Origin of the sequence: Oceanicella sp. SM1341, from assembly GCF_003448965.1 — a bacterium.
Lineage (GTDB): Bacteria > Pseudomonadota > Alphaproteobacteria > Rhodobacterales > Rhodobacteraceae > Paroceanicella.
On the sequence record NZ_QRGC01000002.1, the window covers coordinates 130855 to 145338 of the forward strand.

Genomic DNA, 14484 nt, shown 5'->3' on the forward strand with positions numbered 1-14484 from the left:
CATGCTCGACCTGCTCGCCGGCCTGCGGGTGATCGACCTCACCACCATCGTGCTCGGGCCGCTGGCCACCCGCATCCTCGCCGACCAGGGCGCGGAGGTCATCAAGGTGGAGGCCCCGGGGGGCGATCTCGCCCGCTCCGCCGGGGCGCCGGGCCCGGGTGGCATGGGCGCGCTCTTCGCCGCCAACAACCGCAACAAGCGCTCGGTGGTGCTGGACCTCAAGAGCACCGGCGGGCGGGAGGCGCTGGAGTGGCTGCTCGGCAGCGCCGACGCGCTGGTGCACAACATGCGCCCCGCCGCCGCCGCCCGGCTGGGGCTGGCGCCGGAGGCGCTCTCGGCCCGTCACCCGCGTCTGGTGCACTGCGCGGCGCCGGGCTTCGGCTCGGCCGGGCCGGATGCGGACCGGCCGGCCTACGACGACATCATCCAGGCCGCCTCCGGCCTTGCCGGCCTGCCGCTGGAGAGCGGCGGCACCCCGGCCTATGCCCCCACCATCCTGGCCGACAAGCTCGGCGCGCTGCACGTGGCCCAGGCCGTGACCGCGGCGCTGCTGCGCCGCGAGCGCAGCGGGGCCGGGGCGGCGCTGGAACTTCCGATGTTCGAGGCGCTGGTGGCCTTCCTGTTCAACGAGCATCTCGGCGCCGCCACCTGGGCGGAGGACGGCGCCCCCGGCTATGCCCGGGTGCTCGACCCCGCCCGCAGGCCCTATGCCACTGCCGACGGCTGGGTGGCCATCCTGCCCTACAATGCCACGCACTGGCGGCGGATGCTGGAGGAGATCGGCCGCGCCGATGTCTGCGCGGCGCCCTGGTTCGCCGATGCGGGCGCGCGGAACCGCCGGGCGGGGGAGCTCTACGCCCTGCTGGCCGCCGCCACGCCCGCGCGCAGCACCGCCGCCTGGTGCGCGGCCTGCGCGCGGCTCGACGTGCCGCATGCGAAGGTGGCGCGGCTCGCGGAGCTGCTGGAGGATCCGCAGCTGGCCGCGCAGGGCTTCTTCGCGGCCGATGACGGGCTGGAGGGCCGGGTGCGCTCGGTCGCCTCGCCGCTGCGGCTCGGCGGTGCGGCCGGGGGGCGGCACATGCCGCCGCCCGCGCTGGGCGCGGACACCGCCGCGGTGCTGCGCGGGCTGGGATATGCGGAGGAGGAGATTGCCCGCCTCATGTCGGGGCGTGGGGCGGGCGGGGCGTGATCTGCCCGGGGCCGGCGCGCTGGCCGGCCCCGGGGGAGGCGTCAGCGGGCCGGGCGGCTCACTCGGCGCTCACCAGCGGCCCGGCCGTGGCCCGGCGGGTCGCGGCGCTGCGGGTGAGCCAGACGAGCGCGCCGAGGAACAGCACCTCGATCACGATGAAGGCGACGAAGGCCGAGGTGAAGCTGCCGCCGCTGCGGTGGATGATCAGCCCCATCAGCGCGGGTGCGAGCGCGCTCGAGAGGATGCCGAAGATCTCGGCATAGCCCACCGCGGCCGGCGCCAGCGCGGCGGAGAATCGCTCGCTCATCAGCGCGAAGATCGCGCCGCCGCCGATCACCGCGAGCCCGCTCAGCCCCGCGAGGCCCAGCATGAAGCCGAAGCTCACCGGCATGTTCATGCTCACGGTGAAGCCGATGGCCACCAGCACCGCCAGCACCGCCGAGCCGATGATGATCGCGGTCTTGGACATCACGTCGGCCATCAGCCCGCCGACGATCAGGAACACCACCTGCGAGAGGCCCATCAGCGTGCCGATCAGCGGCGCGTCGGCCGGGGCCATGCCCTGGGTGGTGATCCAGCCGGGGATGACCCAGGTGGCGGTGCCGGCGATGGCGAAGGTGCAGGCCGCGATGCCGAAGCCGCCGATGTAGAGCCAGGGGCTGCCGAAGACCGAGCGCAGCGGCACATGGGCGGGGTCGGCGGGGGCCTCGTCCTGCCAGCGGAAGCCGGGGAAGCCGATCTCTTCGGGGGAGTTGCGCGCCAGCAGCATGTCGAGCAGCGCGATGATCAGCGTGCCGGCCGCGAGCGCGCCGAAGAAGCAGCGCCAGCCCGAGGAGATGGTGAGCGGCACGCCGAGCGCGAAGACCAGCGTGATGGCGAGGCTGTAGGCCGCGAGGATGAGCCCCACCATGAAGCCGTGCCGGCGCAGCGGGAACCAGCCGAAGATCAGCTTCATGTTGCCCAGGAAGATCGCCGCGTCGAAGAAGCCGATGACGAGGCGCAGGGTGAGGAGCTGCATGTAATTCTGCACGAAGACCTGCAGCACCATGCCCAGGCCGGTGCCCAGCAGCCCGATCAGCAGCATGCGCCGCGCCGAGAGGCCCAGCGTGGCGAAGGACCACACCAGCATGCCCACGCCGTAGGACAGCGCGAAGATGCCCACGGCCGCGCCGGCCTGCTCCTCGTTCAGCCCGAGGTCGGGCGAGATGAAGGGCACCACGGCGGCGAGCCCGTACCAGTCGGCGGCGAGGAAGAGCTCGCAGGCGAGGGCGAGCAGCAGCATGCCCCATTGCCAGGAGCGGATGCGCTTGCGGTCGGGCTCGGCGAGAGTGTCCCATGTCATGTCGGTGTTCCCTGTCGGAAAGGCGGGGGCCGCGTCTTGCGCGCGGGGTTTCCCGGGGTTGGGCCGTGCCGCCGCGGGCCCGGGCGGGCCACGGCACGGCCGGGCCCTCCGGGTGGGCGGCCCGGCAGGAAGCGCTGTCGCCCGGGGGCCGGGCCGCGGTGCGGGAGCATGCGCCGCCCGGAAGCGGGCGGCCGGGTATTCGGGGGTGCCATCCCTATCGGGCGGCGGGAGCGACGGTGCCGCTCGGGGCGGCCGGAAAGGCGGTGCCGCGCCGGGGGGCGGCCGGGAAGGCATTGCCGCCCGGAGGTGGCCGGAATTTGCCACCCGGAGGTGACGGTCGGGCTCTCCGCCCGGGGGGCGGAGGGTCGGGCATTGCCGCCCGGGGGCGGGTCCGCATTGCCGCCCGGGGGTGGAGGAGGGTCGTCCCCGCGGGGGCGATCCGGTGTCAGGTACCGCCGCCCGGGGCGCGGGCGTGCCGTCCGGGCGCGCGGGAAGGCCGGCCGGGCCGCGGCGCACCGGCGGGGGGCGCCGCGTGCGGGATCAGGCGGCCGGGGGCGGCAGGAACTCGAGCTCGTGCTCGGAGGCGATGCGCACCACCTCGCCCGGCTCGGGCACGTTGTTCATCTTGCGGAAGGCATCGAGCAGCTCGCGCGTGGGCGTGACCCAGAAGAAGCAGGTCACGTCGGCGCCCGAGCGGTTGAAGATGCCGTGCGGCACGTTGCGCGGCAGGCGGGCGAGGCTTCCCGGCCCGGCCTTGAACTCCTCGCCGTCGAGCCAGAAGGTCAGCTCGCCGGTGAGCACGTAGACGAACTCCTCCTGGGTGAAGTGGATGTGCGGCGGCACGAAGGTGCCATCCGGGAAATGCGCGTGCCAGGACATGGAATCCTCGGAGACCTGCTTGAGCGTGTAGGTCTGGCCGAGGATGTTCCACACCTCGCCGTCATAGGCTTCCTCTGGGGCGGTGATGCCGGCTGGCATGGGGTTCATCATTCTATCCTCTCGGAAAAGTCGGTCAGTCGGGTGCCGGCACGGGGGCCGGCGGCAAAGGCGTGCCGCGTCGCGGGCCGGAGGGCAAGCCCTCCGCGTGGACGGGGCCGTGGGCGGGCCCTCAGCCGGCGGCGAGGAAATCGGCCACGCGGGTGGCGGTGTCGGGCCTTTCCTCGAACACCAGATGCCCGGCGCCGGGCACGAGCAGGGTCTGAGCGGCCGGCAGGCCCTCGGCCCAGGCCGGCGCCTGGGCGGCGGGGATCATCCGGTCCTCCGCGCCCCAGACGAGCAGGAGCGGCATGGTGAGCCGGTGGCGCCAGCGCGCCAGCCGGGCCGAGCCGCCCGGCGCCGCGGCGAGCAGCCGGCCGAGGGCACCCATCTCCCGCCCGAGCTGCGCGCCGAAGGCGGGGTCCGGCCCGTCGGGGAAGTAGCGCAGCGCCACGGCGGGGTCATGCGCGAGGTAGCCCGGCACCTCGTCGGGCCCCACGCCGGAGAGATCGGCCGGGGCCGCGCCCGGCACGGCCAGCCCGCCCGGCGCGGCCAGCACCAGCGCGCGGATGCGCGCCGGCTGGCGCAGCGCGATCTCCGCCGCCATCCAGCCGCCCACCGAGAAGCCCGCCAGCGCCAGCGCGCCCAGCTCCAGCGTGTCGAAGAAGGCGAGGTAGTGCAGCACGTAATCCTCGATGGCCACGGCGGCCGGATCATCCGCGCTTTCGCCGAAGCCGGGGTGATGGGGCAGGATCACCCGGTGGCTGCCGGTCCAGGCCCGGGCCATCTCGAAGCCGGTGAAGGTGCCGGTGCCGTGCAGGAACACCAGCGGCGGCCCGTCGCCCGCCTCGTACCACACGGTCTCCACGCCGCCGATGCGGCGGGTGCGGCGCGCGAAGCCTTCGAGCCCGGGCAGGGCGGGGGTGGCAAGGTCTGTCATCGTCGGGCTCCTCGGAGGCGTGAGGGAGGGGTCAGCCGGCGATGCCGAACACGGTCCAGGGCGCCTCGGGCGGGGCGATGCCCAGCAGGCCGCGGCCGCATTCCTCCACCATCTGGTCGGCCATCAGGATGTGCTGGGTGCCGGCGTGGATGTCGCGCCAGGTGCGCTGCATCACCGTGTTGCGCAGGGCGGCACCCCGGCCCTGGCGATAGGCGAAGGTGCCGGTCTCGGAGGCCACGTCATGGATGTGGCGCAGGGCGAGCTTGACCAGGGTGAGCTGCTCCTGGGAATGCGGCTCGCCCTTCGCATAGGTGGCCGAGATGTCCTCCCATGCCTCGTGGGCGAGGGCGGCGGCGGCGCGGAACTTCGCCTCCGCCTGGGCGAACTGGAAGCGGAAGGAGGCGCTGTCGGAGGATTTGCCGAAGGCGTCCACCCGGTTCACGATCACCTTCTTCAGCTCGTCGAGCATGCGCCGGCCCACGCCGATGGCCCAGCCGGTATGCGCCCAGGCCGAGTAGCCCGCGAGCCCCAGCGCCCCCTGCGCCGCCCCGCGCACCGGCGCGCCGATGTCGAAGTCATAGGCCATGTGGGCGGGCAGGAAGAGCTCCTCCATGCCGTCGAGCACGTAGTCGTAGGAGCCGGTGGCCTTGAGCCCCAGCACGTCCCAGTTGCCCAGCAGCTTGATGGTGCTTCGCGGGTGGTGGCACACGATGATCTTCGGCGCGCCGTTCTCGCCGAACTGCATGTTGCCTTCCTGGTCGGTCACGAAGCAGCCCGAGTGCACCCATTCGGCGTGATGGATGCCCGAGCCGTAGGACCAGTTGCCCTTGATCATCCAGCCGCCCTCCACGGGCCGGGCATAGCCGCGCGGCACGCCGTTTCCGGAGATGGTGATGTCGGGGCCGTTGGCGAACACCGTGTCGATGCCCTCCTGCGCGATGTAGATCGCCATGGTGGCGCCTTCCATGTTGCCGCCCATCACGCACCAGGCGGCGGAGCCGTGCGCATAGGCGAGGCGCTCGGTGATGCGCATCGCGTCGATGGGCAGCAGCTCGGCGCCGCCCACCTCCTTCGGGAACAGCATGGTGTAGAGGCCGGCGGCGCGCATCGCGGCCACCACGTCGTCGGTGAGATGGCCCTGGGCCTCGGCCGCCTCGGCGCGGGCCTCCACCAGCGGCAGGATCTCGTCGAGCCGCGCGTGGTAGGCGGCGGGGGAGAGCGGGTCGGCCTCGGGGGCGGAGAACATGGTGGTCATGGCGGGGTCCTCGGTCTGTCTGGGCCGCGGGCGAAAGGGCGGCATCGCCCTCGCGCCTGCCGCATGGATGGGCAGAAGGGCGCGCCGCGGTGCCGTGTTGCGGTGCGCCATTGCCCTGCATGCTTCCCAAGGCGGCAATTTCCGGCAATCCCCGCGGATGGGGGGATTGCCAAGCGGCGATTTGTGACGAATAATTTTCGAAAATGCGGTCTGTCCCGAGGCCGCTGGTCCCGCTGCCCGACATCGCCGCGCCGCCTGCCTGCGCGGGCGCGGTGGTGGCCTGCCGCCGGCCCTGCCCCGGGAACCGGCCCGGAAGCTGGCCTTTGCAGGGGGTATGGCGATGATCACCAGCGAAGTCATCGACGCCGGTGCGCAAACCGTGCTGGCGCACGGGGCGCTGAGCGTGGCGGCGGCGCGCACGCCGCGCGGCCTGGGCGATGCGGTGCTGGAGGCGCTGGGCGGCGCGGCCTGCCCGCTGGCGCTGGGCCTCTACCTCGACGCGCCGGCGCGCAAGCCGCTGATCTACTCCGCCCGCGCGCCGGAGCGCTTCCTGCTGGAATACGATGCCGAGCTGAGCGCCGACGACCCACTGATCTCCTCGATGCGCGAGACGCCCCGGGTGGTGGACGGCCGCACCCTGCTGGGCGACGGGCACTGGCGGCGCAGCCCGATCCGCGACCACCTGCGCCGCTGGGGCTTCAGCCAGTCGCTCTGCGGCCCGCTCTGCGTGGGCGACCGGCTGATCGGCGTGCTCTATGCCGCCTCGCACGAGCGCCGGGTGTGCCAGGCGGAGCTGGCGGAGCGGGTGGGGCTGGTGTGCCGGGCGGGGTCCATCGCCCTCACCGTGATGGCCGAGACCGGCCGGCTGGAGGAGGCGCCGCCGGCGCTCTCGGCCGAGGCGCTGGGCCTGCCGCCGCGCTCGGCCGAGGTGGCGGTGCGGCTCTGCGAAGGCGGCTCGAACAAGCAGATCGCCCGCGACATGCGCATTTCCGAACACACGGTGAAGGAGCACGTGGCCAATCTCTGCCGCCGGTTCGGCGCGCGCAACCGCACCGAGCTGGTGGGCTGCCTGATGCGCCGCGGCCGCGAGCCGATGGCGCAGGCCTGAGGCGGGGGCGCCCCGCTGCCGCCCCCCCCCCCCGCCTCCCCGCTGGCGTCGGGCCTGCCTGCAACCGCGGCTCAGCTCTCCTCGCGCGGCGGGGGCACGAGGAAGTCGAAGTCGCAGCCCTCCTCCGCCTGTGTCACCGACCGGGCGTAGAGCGCGCGGTAGCCGCGCTCGGGCGGGGCAGGCGGCGTGAAGCCCTGCAGGCGGCGGGCCACCTCCGCCTCGGGCACCAGCAGGTCGATGCGCTTCTGCGCCACCGAGAGGCGGATGCGGTCGCCGTTGCGCACCGCGGCGAGCGGGCCGCCCACCCCGGCCTCGGGCGAGATGTGCAGCACGATGGTGCCGAAGGCGGTGCCGGACATCCGGGCGTCGGAGATCCGCACCATGTCCTTCACCCCCTGCCGCGCCAGCTTGCGCGGGATGGGCAGGTAGCCCGCCTCCGGCATGCCGGTGGCCACGGGGCCGGCGTTCTTCAGCACCAGGATGTCCTCGGCCGTCACGTCCAGCTCCGGGTCGTCGATGCGGGTGGCGAGGTCTTCCAGCCCCTCGAACACAACGGCGCGGCCCTCGGTCTCGAACAGCTCCGGCGTGGCGGCGGCGCGCTTGAAGATGGCGCCGTCGGGCGCCAGCGAGCCGCCGAGCGCGATCAGCCCGCCCACCGGCGACACCGGGTCATCCGCCGGGCGGATGCAGGTACGGTCGACCCAGCGCGGCGGCGTGGCCAGCAGCTCGCCCAGCGAGCGGCCCTCCACGGTGAGCGTGTCGAGATGCAGCAGGTGGCGCAGCTCGTGCAGCACCGCCACGATGCCGCCGGCGGCGTGCAGGTCTTCCATGTAGCCCTCGCCCACGGGCTTGAGGTTCACGATGGTGGGGGTCTCGTCGGAGATCTCGTTGAGGCGCTGCTGGCTGACGCGGATGCCGGCGCGCGCGGCCACCGCGGTGAGGTGGATGATCGCGTTGGTGGAGCCACCGAGCGCCATCAGCCCGCGGAAGGCGTTCTCCACCGATTTCCGGGTGACGACCTGCGCCGGCGCGATCGGGCGGCCGATGAGCCCCACCGCGATCTCGCCGCAGCGCTCCGCCATCGCGAGCCGCGCCGAATCCACCGCCGGGATGGCGGCCGAGCCCGCCGGCGCCACGCCGAGGATCTCGGCGATGGCGGCCATGGTGGAGGCGGTGCCCATCACCGCGCAGGTGCCGGTGGTGGCGGAGAGCCGGGTCTCGACCTCGGCGATCTCCTCCGCGTCCACCCGCCCGGCGCGGAATTCTCCCCAGAAGCGCCGGCAGTCGGTGCAGGCGCCCAGGCGCTCGCCCCGGTGCCGCGCCGTGGTCATCGGCCCGGTGACCAGCTGCACGAAGGGCCGCCCGGCCGAGACCGCGCCCATGAGCTGCGCCGGCACGGTCTTGTCGCAGCCGCCGATCAGCACCACGGCGTCCATCGGCTGGGCGCGGATCATCTCCTCCGTGTCCATGGCCATGAGGTTGCGGAACATCATCGAGGTGGGGCTGAGGTTCACCTCGCCCAGCGAGATGGTGGGGAAGGGCAGGGGCAGGGCCCCCGCCGCCAGCACCCCGCGCGACACCGCGTCGACCAGCTCGGGCATGTGGCGGTGGCAGTTGTTGAAGCCCGAGGGGGTCATCGCGATGCCGACGATGGGCTTCTCCAGCATGCTCTCCGAGATGCCGGTGGAGCGGGCGAAGCCGCGGCGCAGGAAGCGCGAGAACTCCGTGTCGCCGTAATTGGTGAGGCCGATGTCGTAGCCGTGCCGGCGGGGGCTGTCTGTCATGGGGGTCTCCTTCGCGAGCCGCAACTATCGGCAGGCGGGCGCGCATCCTCCAAGCGCTTTCGCGCGGGGCGCGGGAAACTTCGCGTGAGGGCCGGCGCGCTTGACGGGGCCTGCCGCTTGCTCTTCTGTGAGCTCAGGTGAAAGGAGGAGCCGTCCCGTGCAGAACCTCAACCCCATCAACTACATATCCCCCGAGATCCACGCCCAGGACGTGGCGCGCATCTTCTCGGCGAGCTGGCAGCTCATCGGCGCGGCCGAGCGGCTGGCCCAGCGGGGCGACTACATCGCCACCGAGATCGCCGGCAACAAGGTGTTCGTGGTGAGGACCCGCAGCGGCCTGCGCGCCTTCCGCAACGTGTGCCGCCACCGCGGCGCGCGGCTGCTGCCCGAGGGCTCGGGGCGCTGCTCCACCATCCGCTGCCCCTATCACCAGTGGGTCTGGGGCGAGGACGGCTCGCTGCTCAACGTGCCCTGGTGGGGCGATGACGCCGATTTCCGCATGGAGGACTGGGCGCTGGAGGAGATCTCGCTGCACGTGTGGCGCGGGCTGCTCTTCGTGGCGCTCGCCCCCTCCGGCCCCTTCGAGGCCCAGCTCGGCGCCCTGGCGGATGAGATCGCCGACGAGCCCGTCGAGAGCTATCGCTGGATGCGCGAGGAGCGGCTGGTGTTCGACGCGAACTGGAAGCTCTACACCGACAATTTCGTCGAGGGCTACCACATCCCCGGCATCCACCCCGAGTTCCACCGCGCCATCGAGTTCGAGAGGTTCGAGACCGTGGCGCTGGAGGGGATGGTGCGCATGTCCGCCCCGCCGCGCCCCGGGCTGTTCTACCGCGGCAAGTGGATGTGGATGTGGCCGAACTGGACGCTGTCGCTGTTTGCCGGCGGCATCAACACCTCGCGCATCAACCCCATCGACCACCGGCGCACCGAGCTGATCTACAATTTCTACTTCGAGGACACCTCGGAGGAGGGGGCGGCCGCGCGCGACAAGATCGTCGAGGACAATCTCGCCGTGGTGCGCGAGGATTTCGAGGTCTGCCTCGAGACCCAGAAGAACTACGAGAGCGGCGGCTACCGCGCCGGCCCGCTCTCGCCGCGCCACGAACAGGGCGTGGCCTATTTCCAGGAACTGCTGCGGGGCGTGGGGGCGCAATAGCCCACCCGCGACCTCGCCCGGCCCCTTCCCCGCTCTTCACCGCCCCCCGTCGCCCCGCGCCGGGGGGCTTTTTCATTGCGGGCGGAAGCGGCATTCGCCGCCGCGCACTGTCCAAGATTTCAGCATGTGACACTTTGCGCGCAGTTTTCGGGCTGGCAGGCGCCCCGACGCGTCACTAGCGATTGACAGGCCGATTCAAAGTCTGTGTTCTGTATGCAGCATTCAGAAACCAGCCGGAGATGCCCCATGCCTGCAAGACTGACCCGCCGCACCCTGCTCGCCGCCACCGCCGCCCTCGGGCTCACCGGCATGCCGGCCCTCGCCCAGGACCAGAGCATCACCGTGATGATCTGGGGCACCACCTGGCAGCTCGCCTTCGAGCAGATCGCCGCGGATTTCACCGAGAAGACCGGTGTCGGGGTGAACCTGCTCTCGCAGGCCAACAGCGGTGAATCGCTGGCCAAGCTGCAGGCGCAGCGCGGCAACCCGGGCGTGGACGTGTGGTTCACCACTTCCTCGGTGGCGAACCGCGCGGTGAAGGACGACGGGCTGTTCGCGCAGATGCCGCTCGAGAGCATGCCCAACACCGGGCACATGGTGGAGGGCTCGTTCACCGACGGCTGGGTGGCGGCCTATGCCTACCCGCTCGGCATCGTCTGGCGCCCGGACATGGTGGAGGGCGAGATCACCTCCTGGGAAGACCTGTGGGACCCGAAATTCGCCAACATGCTCGCCGTGCCGGCCCCCTCGACCTACCAGGGCCGCATCGTGCTGGTGGCGGCCGAGCTCGCCGGCGGCTCGATCGACGACGTGGAGCCGGGCATCGAGAAGCTCGGCGAGCTGAGCCCGAACGTGGCCTTCTGGTATACCTCCGACGCCCAGGCCCGCCAGGCGCTGGCCACCGGCGAGGTGAGCGTGCTGGTCTCGCCGCCCTCCGGCGCCAAGACCGTGCGCAACGAGGGCGTGGAGGTGAAGATGATCTCGCCGAAGCCCGCGCCGATGATGTACGACGTGATGACCCTGGTGAAGAACGGCAAGGAAGACCTCGCCGCGCAGTTCATCAACTACGCGGTCAGCCCGGAAGCCCAGCAGATCGTGGCGGAAAACCTGCAGAACATGCCGGTGAACGTCGACGCCGCGGTGCCCGAGGCGCTGGCCTCCCAGTACCCGAAGCCCGGCGACACGGTGAGCTACGACGAGGACAAGGTGAACGCCAACTACGACAGCTGGAACGAGACGTTCCAGATGTCCGTCGCGCAGTGAGCCTTCCCGCGCCGTGACCGACCAGCTGGCCCCCGAAACCCCTGTGCAGGAGCGGGCAACCGCCCTGCGCATCTCCGACCTGGTGAAATCCTACGGTGACGCGATCGCGGTGCGCGGCGTGTCGCTGGATCTTGCCGAGGGCGGCATCCTCGCCCTGCTCGGCCCCTCGGGCTGCGGCAAGACCACCATCCTGCGCATGATCGCCGGCTTCGCCGAGCCCGACAGCGGCTCCGTCACGCTCAACGGCCGCGACATCACCCGGCTCGCGCCGGAAAAGCGCAATGCCGCCATGGTGTTCCAGTCCTACGCGCTGTTCCCGCACATGACCGTGGCCGAGAATGTCGGCTACGGGCTGAAGCTGCGCAAGGTGCCGCGGGCCGAGCGCGAAACCCGGGTGTGGGACGCGCTGCGCCTCGTGCGGCTCGAGCAGTTCGGCAAGCGCTACCCCTCCGAGCTCTCGGGCGGGCAGCAGCAGCGCACGGCGCTCGCGCGTGCCATCGCCACCCGCCCCGACCTGCTTCTGCTCGACGAGCCCTTCGGCGCGCTCGACCAGAACCTGCGCGAGGCGATGCAGATCGAGCTGCGCAAGCTGCAGGAGAGCCTCGGCCTCGCCACCGTCATCGTCACCCATGACCAGCAGGAGGCGATGATCCTCGCCGACCGCATCGCCGTGGTGCATGACGGGCGCATCGAGCAGCTCTCGCCGCCGGCCGAGCTCTACGACCACCCGCGCACCCGCTTCGTGGCGGAGTTCATGGGGGTGGAGAACATTCTCGACGCGGCGCTTTCCGAGGGCGCGCTCACCATCGGGGGCACACGGCTCGCGGCGGAGGAGCCGCCCGTGGGCGCCGTGCCCGGCCGCACCGGGGCCTGCAGCGTGGCCGTGCGGGCCGAGGCCATCGGCCTTACCGCCGCCGGCACGCCGGGCGTGCTGGGGCGCATCGGCTACGGCACCAATCTCGGCGGAAGGGTGCTCTACGAGGTCACCCTCGCCGATGGCCAGGTGGTGCGGGTCTCCGAGCAGCGCGCAGCGGGCCGGCCCACCCGCCCGGTGGGCGAGGAGGTGTCGCTGCAGTTCGACCCGCGCAGCCTCACCGTGCTGGAGGCCGCGGCATGAGGCAGGTTCCGGTCATCTGGCTGATCTGGCCGATCCTGCTCACGCTGGGGCTGTTCTTCTTCGCCCTGCTGCGCTTTGCCGACACCAGCCTGCTGCACCAGATCCCCGGAACCGCGATGTTCGAGGGGCCGCGCTCGCTGGTGAACTACACGGAGACCTTCGCCTCGCCGCTGGCCCGCCGCGCGCTGTGGACCACGCTGGTGATGTCGCTGCAGATCACCGCGCTCACCATCGTGATGGGCTATCCGCTGGCCTACCTGATGGCGCGCTCGCCCTCGCGGCTGCTGCGCAACGCGGTGTTCTTCACCCTCATCGTCACCTTCCTCTCCGGCGGCATCACCCGGGCCTATGCCTGGATGCTGGTGCTGGGCACCACAGGGCCGGTGAACGCCCTGCTGCAGGCGCTGGGCGCCGACCCGCTGCGGCTGGTGAACAACCGGCTGGGCGTGGTGATCTCCATCGTGCATTTCGTGCTGCCGTTCTTCGTGCTCACGCTGATGGGGGCGATCCGCAACATCCCTGCCGCCCTCGAGGAGGCGGCACGCAGCCATGGCGCCACGCGCTGGGCGGCGTTTCGCACCGTCACCCTGCCGCTCAGCGTGCCGGGGCTGGTGAGTGCGGCGCTGCTGGCCTTCACCCTCGCGATCAGCTCGTTCCTCTTCCCGCTGCTGCTGGGCGGCGGCCGGGTGCAGATGTTCGCCAACCTCATCTACGACAAGATCCAGAGCAGCTTCGACATGCCCGCCGCCGCGGCCATGGCGGTGATCTTCCTGGTCTTCGCCCTGCTGCCGATCCTCGCGCTGAGCGTGATCCGCGGCTCGCTGTCACGCCGTTTCGGGGGGACCCGCCGATGAAAGCCCGTCCGTATTCCATGCTGGTGCCGGCCTGGGCGGCGCTGGTGCTGCTGTTCCTCGTGGTGCCGACGGTGGTGATCATCTACTCCGCCCTGAGCCCGAGCAGCCGCATCGCCTTCCCGCCCCAGGCGATCACGCTGAAATGGTTCGGCAATTTCTTCGGCCATCCGCAGTTTCGCGACGCGCTGGTGAACACGCTGCTGGTCACCGCGCTGGTGACCCCGGTGAGCCTCGCCATCGCCGTGCCCACGGCGCTCGCCATGGTGCGGCGGCGCTTTCCGGGCCGGGGCCTGCTGAGCGCGCTGGCGCTCTCGCCGCTGGCGGTGCCGGGGGTGGTGATCGGTGTCGCCTTCCTCAACTTCTTCTCATGGACCGGGCTCTACACCGGCTTCTGGAAGATCTCGCTCGCGCTGGTGGTGATCACGCTGCCCTTTGCCATCCGCGCCATCGTCGCCACGCTCGAGGGGGCGGACCTCGCGCTCGAGGAAGCGGCGCGCAATCTCGGCGCCGGGCGTTTCCGCACCTTCCTCACCATCACGCTGCCGCAGCTCAGGCCCGGCATGCTGGCGGGGGGCATCTTCGTCTTCGTCGAGGCGATCGACAATTTCTCCACCGTGGTCTTCCTCACCGACATGCAGACCAACGTGCTCTCGGTGCAGGCGTATTCCTACATCCGGGATTTCAACGACCCCACGGTCTCGGCCATGGCCACCATCCTCATCCTGCAGAGCGTGGTGCTGGTGGTGCTGCTGCAGCGCTTCGCCGGGTTCGACAAGATCTTCGCCGGCCGCTGAGCCCGGCCCGAACGGACACTTTCATGACCTATTCCATCATCGGAACCTGCCCGGAGACGGGCATGATCGGCGGCGCCATCACCACCTCCAGCCCGGCGGTGGGGGCGCGCTGCCTCTTCGTGGAGGCGGGCGCCGGCGCCGCCCTCACGCAATACTGGACCGACCCGCGCCTCGGCCGCGAGGCGCTCGGGCTGCTCGCCAGGGGCCACGGGCCGGAGGCGGTGCTCGAGCGGCTGATGCAGCGCCCCTATGCCGAGGTGCGCCAGCTTGCCGTGCTCACCCCCGACGGGCGGACGGCCCATGCCACCGGCGCGCGGGTGGCGGGGGCGGTCTCCTGTGCCGTGGGGCGCGGCTGTGTCGCGGTCGGCAACATCCTGGCGGGGGAGGGGGTGGCCCCGGCGATGGTCGCGGCCTTCGAGGCCGAGCCGCCGGCCGGCAGCCCCGCGCCGCTCGCCGAGCGCCTGCTCGCCGCGCTGCGCGCGGGCGATGCCGCGGGGGGCGAGGTGAAACCCGTGCTCTCGGCCGCGCTGAAGATCGTGGCGGGGGAGAGCTTCCCCTTCGCCGACCTGCGCATCGACCATGACGCCGATCCCATCGCCGCCCTCGGCCGGCTCTGGGCGCTCTATGCGCCGGAGGCCCGGGCCTACGAGAAGCGCGCCCTCGCGCCGCTCTGATCGAGGCGCGTGAGACCACGAAGCCCCGGG

General features: G+C 71.9%; 13 protein-coding genes. 8 read left to right on the forward strand and 5 right to left on the reverse strand.

The features are described 5' to 3' along the window. Position 1 precedes the first annotated feature (1 nt). Complete coding sequence (locus tag D3P35_RS02555; RefSeq protein WP_118132899.1) at positions 2–1189, forward strand: CaiB/BaiF CoA-transferase family protein; 1188 nt, start codon at positions 2–4, stop codon at positions 1187–1189. Positions 1190–1247: 58 nt separating this feature from the next. On the opposite strand, the gene D3P35_RS02560 is transcribed toward D3P35_RS02555, so the two are convergent. From D3P35_RS02560 to D3P35_RS02580, 4 genes are all read right to left on the reverse strand, one after another. After that, a complete protein-coding gene (locus D3P35_RS02560; RefSeq protein ID WP_118132900.1) occupies positions 1248–2531 on the reverse strand; it encodes a nitrate/nitrite transporter in 1284 nt (427 codons plus the stop codon). Positions 2532–3071: 540 nt separating this feature from the next. After that, positions 3072–3518 (reverse strand): cupin domain-containing protein, encoded by a 447-nt coding sequence (locus D3P35_RS02570; RefSeq protein ID WP_118132901.1) that lies wholly within the window; start codon positions 3516–3518, stop codon positions 3072–3074. A 121-nt stretch (positions 3519–3639) separates the two neighbouring features. Next, complete coding sequence (locus D3P35_RS02575; RefSeq protein WP_118132902.1) at positions 3640–4446, reverse strand: alpha/beta fold hydrolase; 807 nt, start codon at positions 4444–4446, stop codon at positions 3640–3642. A gap of 31 nt (positions 4447–4477) precedes the next feature. After that, the gene (locus D3P35_RS02580; RefSeq protein ID WP_198670437.1) at positions 4478–5701 is read right to left on the reverse strand and encodes an acyl-CoA dehydrogenase family protein; all 1224 of its coding nucleotides are present in this window, start codon (positions 5699–5701) and stop codon (positions 4478–4480) included. A 340-nt stretch (positions 5702–6041) separates the two neighbouring features. Here D3P35_RS02580 and D3P35_RS02585 point away from each other — a divergent pair, with 340 nt between their 5' ends. After that, positions 6042–6809 carry a LuxR family transcriptional regulator gene (locus D3P35_RS02585; RefSeq protein ID WP_157982012.1) on the forward strand — a complete coding sequence of 256 codons (768 nt, stop codon included), beginning with the start codon at positions 6042–6044 and terminating at the stop codon, positions 6807–6809. 71 nt (positions 6810–6880) lie between these two features. Here D3P35_RS02585 and D3P35_RS02590 read toward each other — a convergent pair whose 3' ends face one another. Next, on the reverse strand, positions 6881–8593 hold the full coding sequence (locus D3P35_RS02590) for a dihydroxy-acid dehydratase (RefSeq protein WP_118132904.1): 1713 nt from the start codon (positions 8591–8593) through the stop codon (positions 6881–6883). 157 nt (positions 8594–8750) lie between these two features. On the opposite strand from D3P35_RS02590, the gene D3P35_RS02595 reads away from it, so the two are divergent. From D3P35_RS02595 to D3P35_RS02620, 6 genes are all read left to right on the forward strand, one after another. Further along, positions 8751–9752 carry an aromatic ring-hydroxylating dioxygenase subunit alpha gene (locus D3P35_RS02595; protein ID WP_198670438.1) on the forward strand — a complete coding sequence of 334 codons (1002 nt, stop codon included), beginning with the start codon at positions 8751–8753 and terminating at the stop codon, positions 9750–9752. Positions 9753–9998: 246 nt separating this feature from the next. Continuing rightward, positions 9999–11015, forward strand: a complete 1017-nt coding sequence (locus D3P35_RS02600; protein ID WP_157982013.1) for an extracellular solute-binding protein — start codon at positions 9999–10001, stop codon at positions 11013–11015. A 13-nt stretch (positions 11016–11028) separates the two neighbouring features. After that, the gene (locus D3P35_RS02605; protein WP_198670439.1) at positions 11029–12132 is read left to right on the forward strand and encodes an ABC transporter ATP-binding protein; all 1104 of its coding nucleotides are present in this window, start codon (positions 11029–11031) and stop codon (positions 12130–12132) included. Next, positions 12129–12986: an ABC transporter permease gene (locus D3P35_RS02610; protein ID WP_118132907.1), complete on the forward strand. Its 858-nt coding sequence runs from the start codon at positions 12129–12131 to the stop codon at positions 12984–12986. The genes D3P35_RS02605 and D3P35_RS02610 overlap by 4 nt, the downstream gene beginning before the upstream one ends. Beyond that, positions 12983–13780 (forward strand): ABC transporter permease, encoded by a 798-nt coding sequence (locus D3P35_RS02615; protein ID WP_118132908.1) that lies wholly within the window; start codon positions 12983–12985, stop codon positions 13778–13780. The genes D3P35_RS02610 and D3P35_RS02615 overlap by 4 nt, the downstream gene beginning before the upstream one ends. Before the next feature lie 23 nt (positions 13781–13803). Then, positions 13804–14454, forward strand: a complete 651-nt coding sequence (locus tag D3P35_RS02620) for a DUF1028 domain-containing protein (RefSeq protein WP_118132909.1) — start codon at positions 13804–13806, stop codon at positions 14452–14454. The last annotated feature ends 30 nt before the right edge of the window (positions 14455–14484 follow it).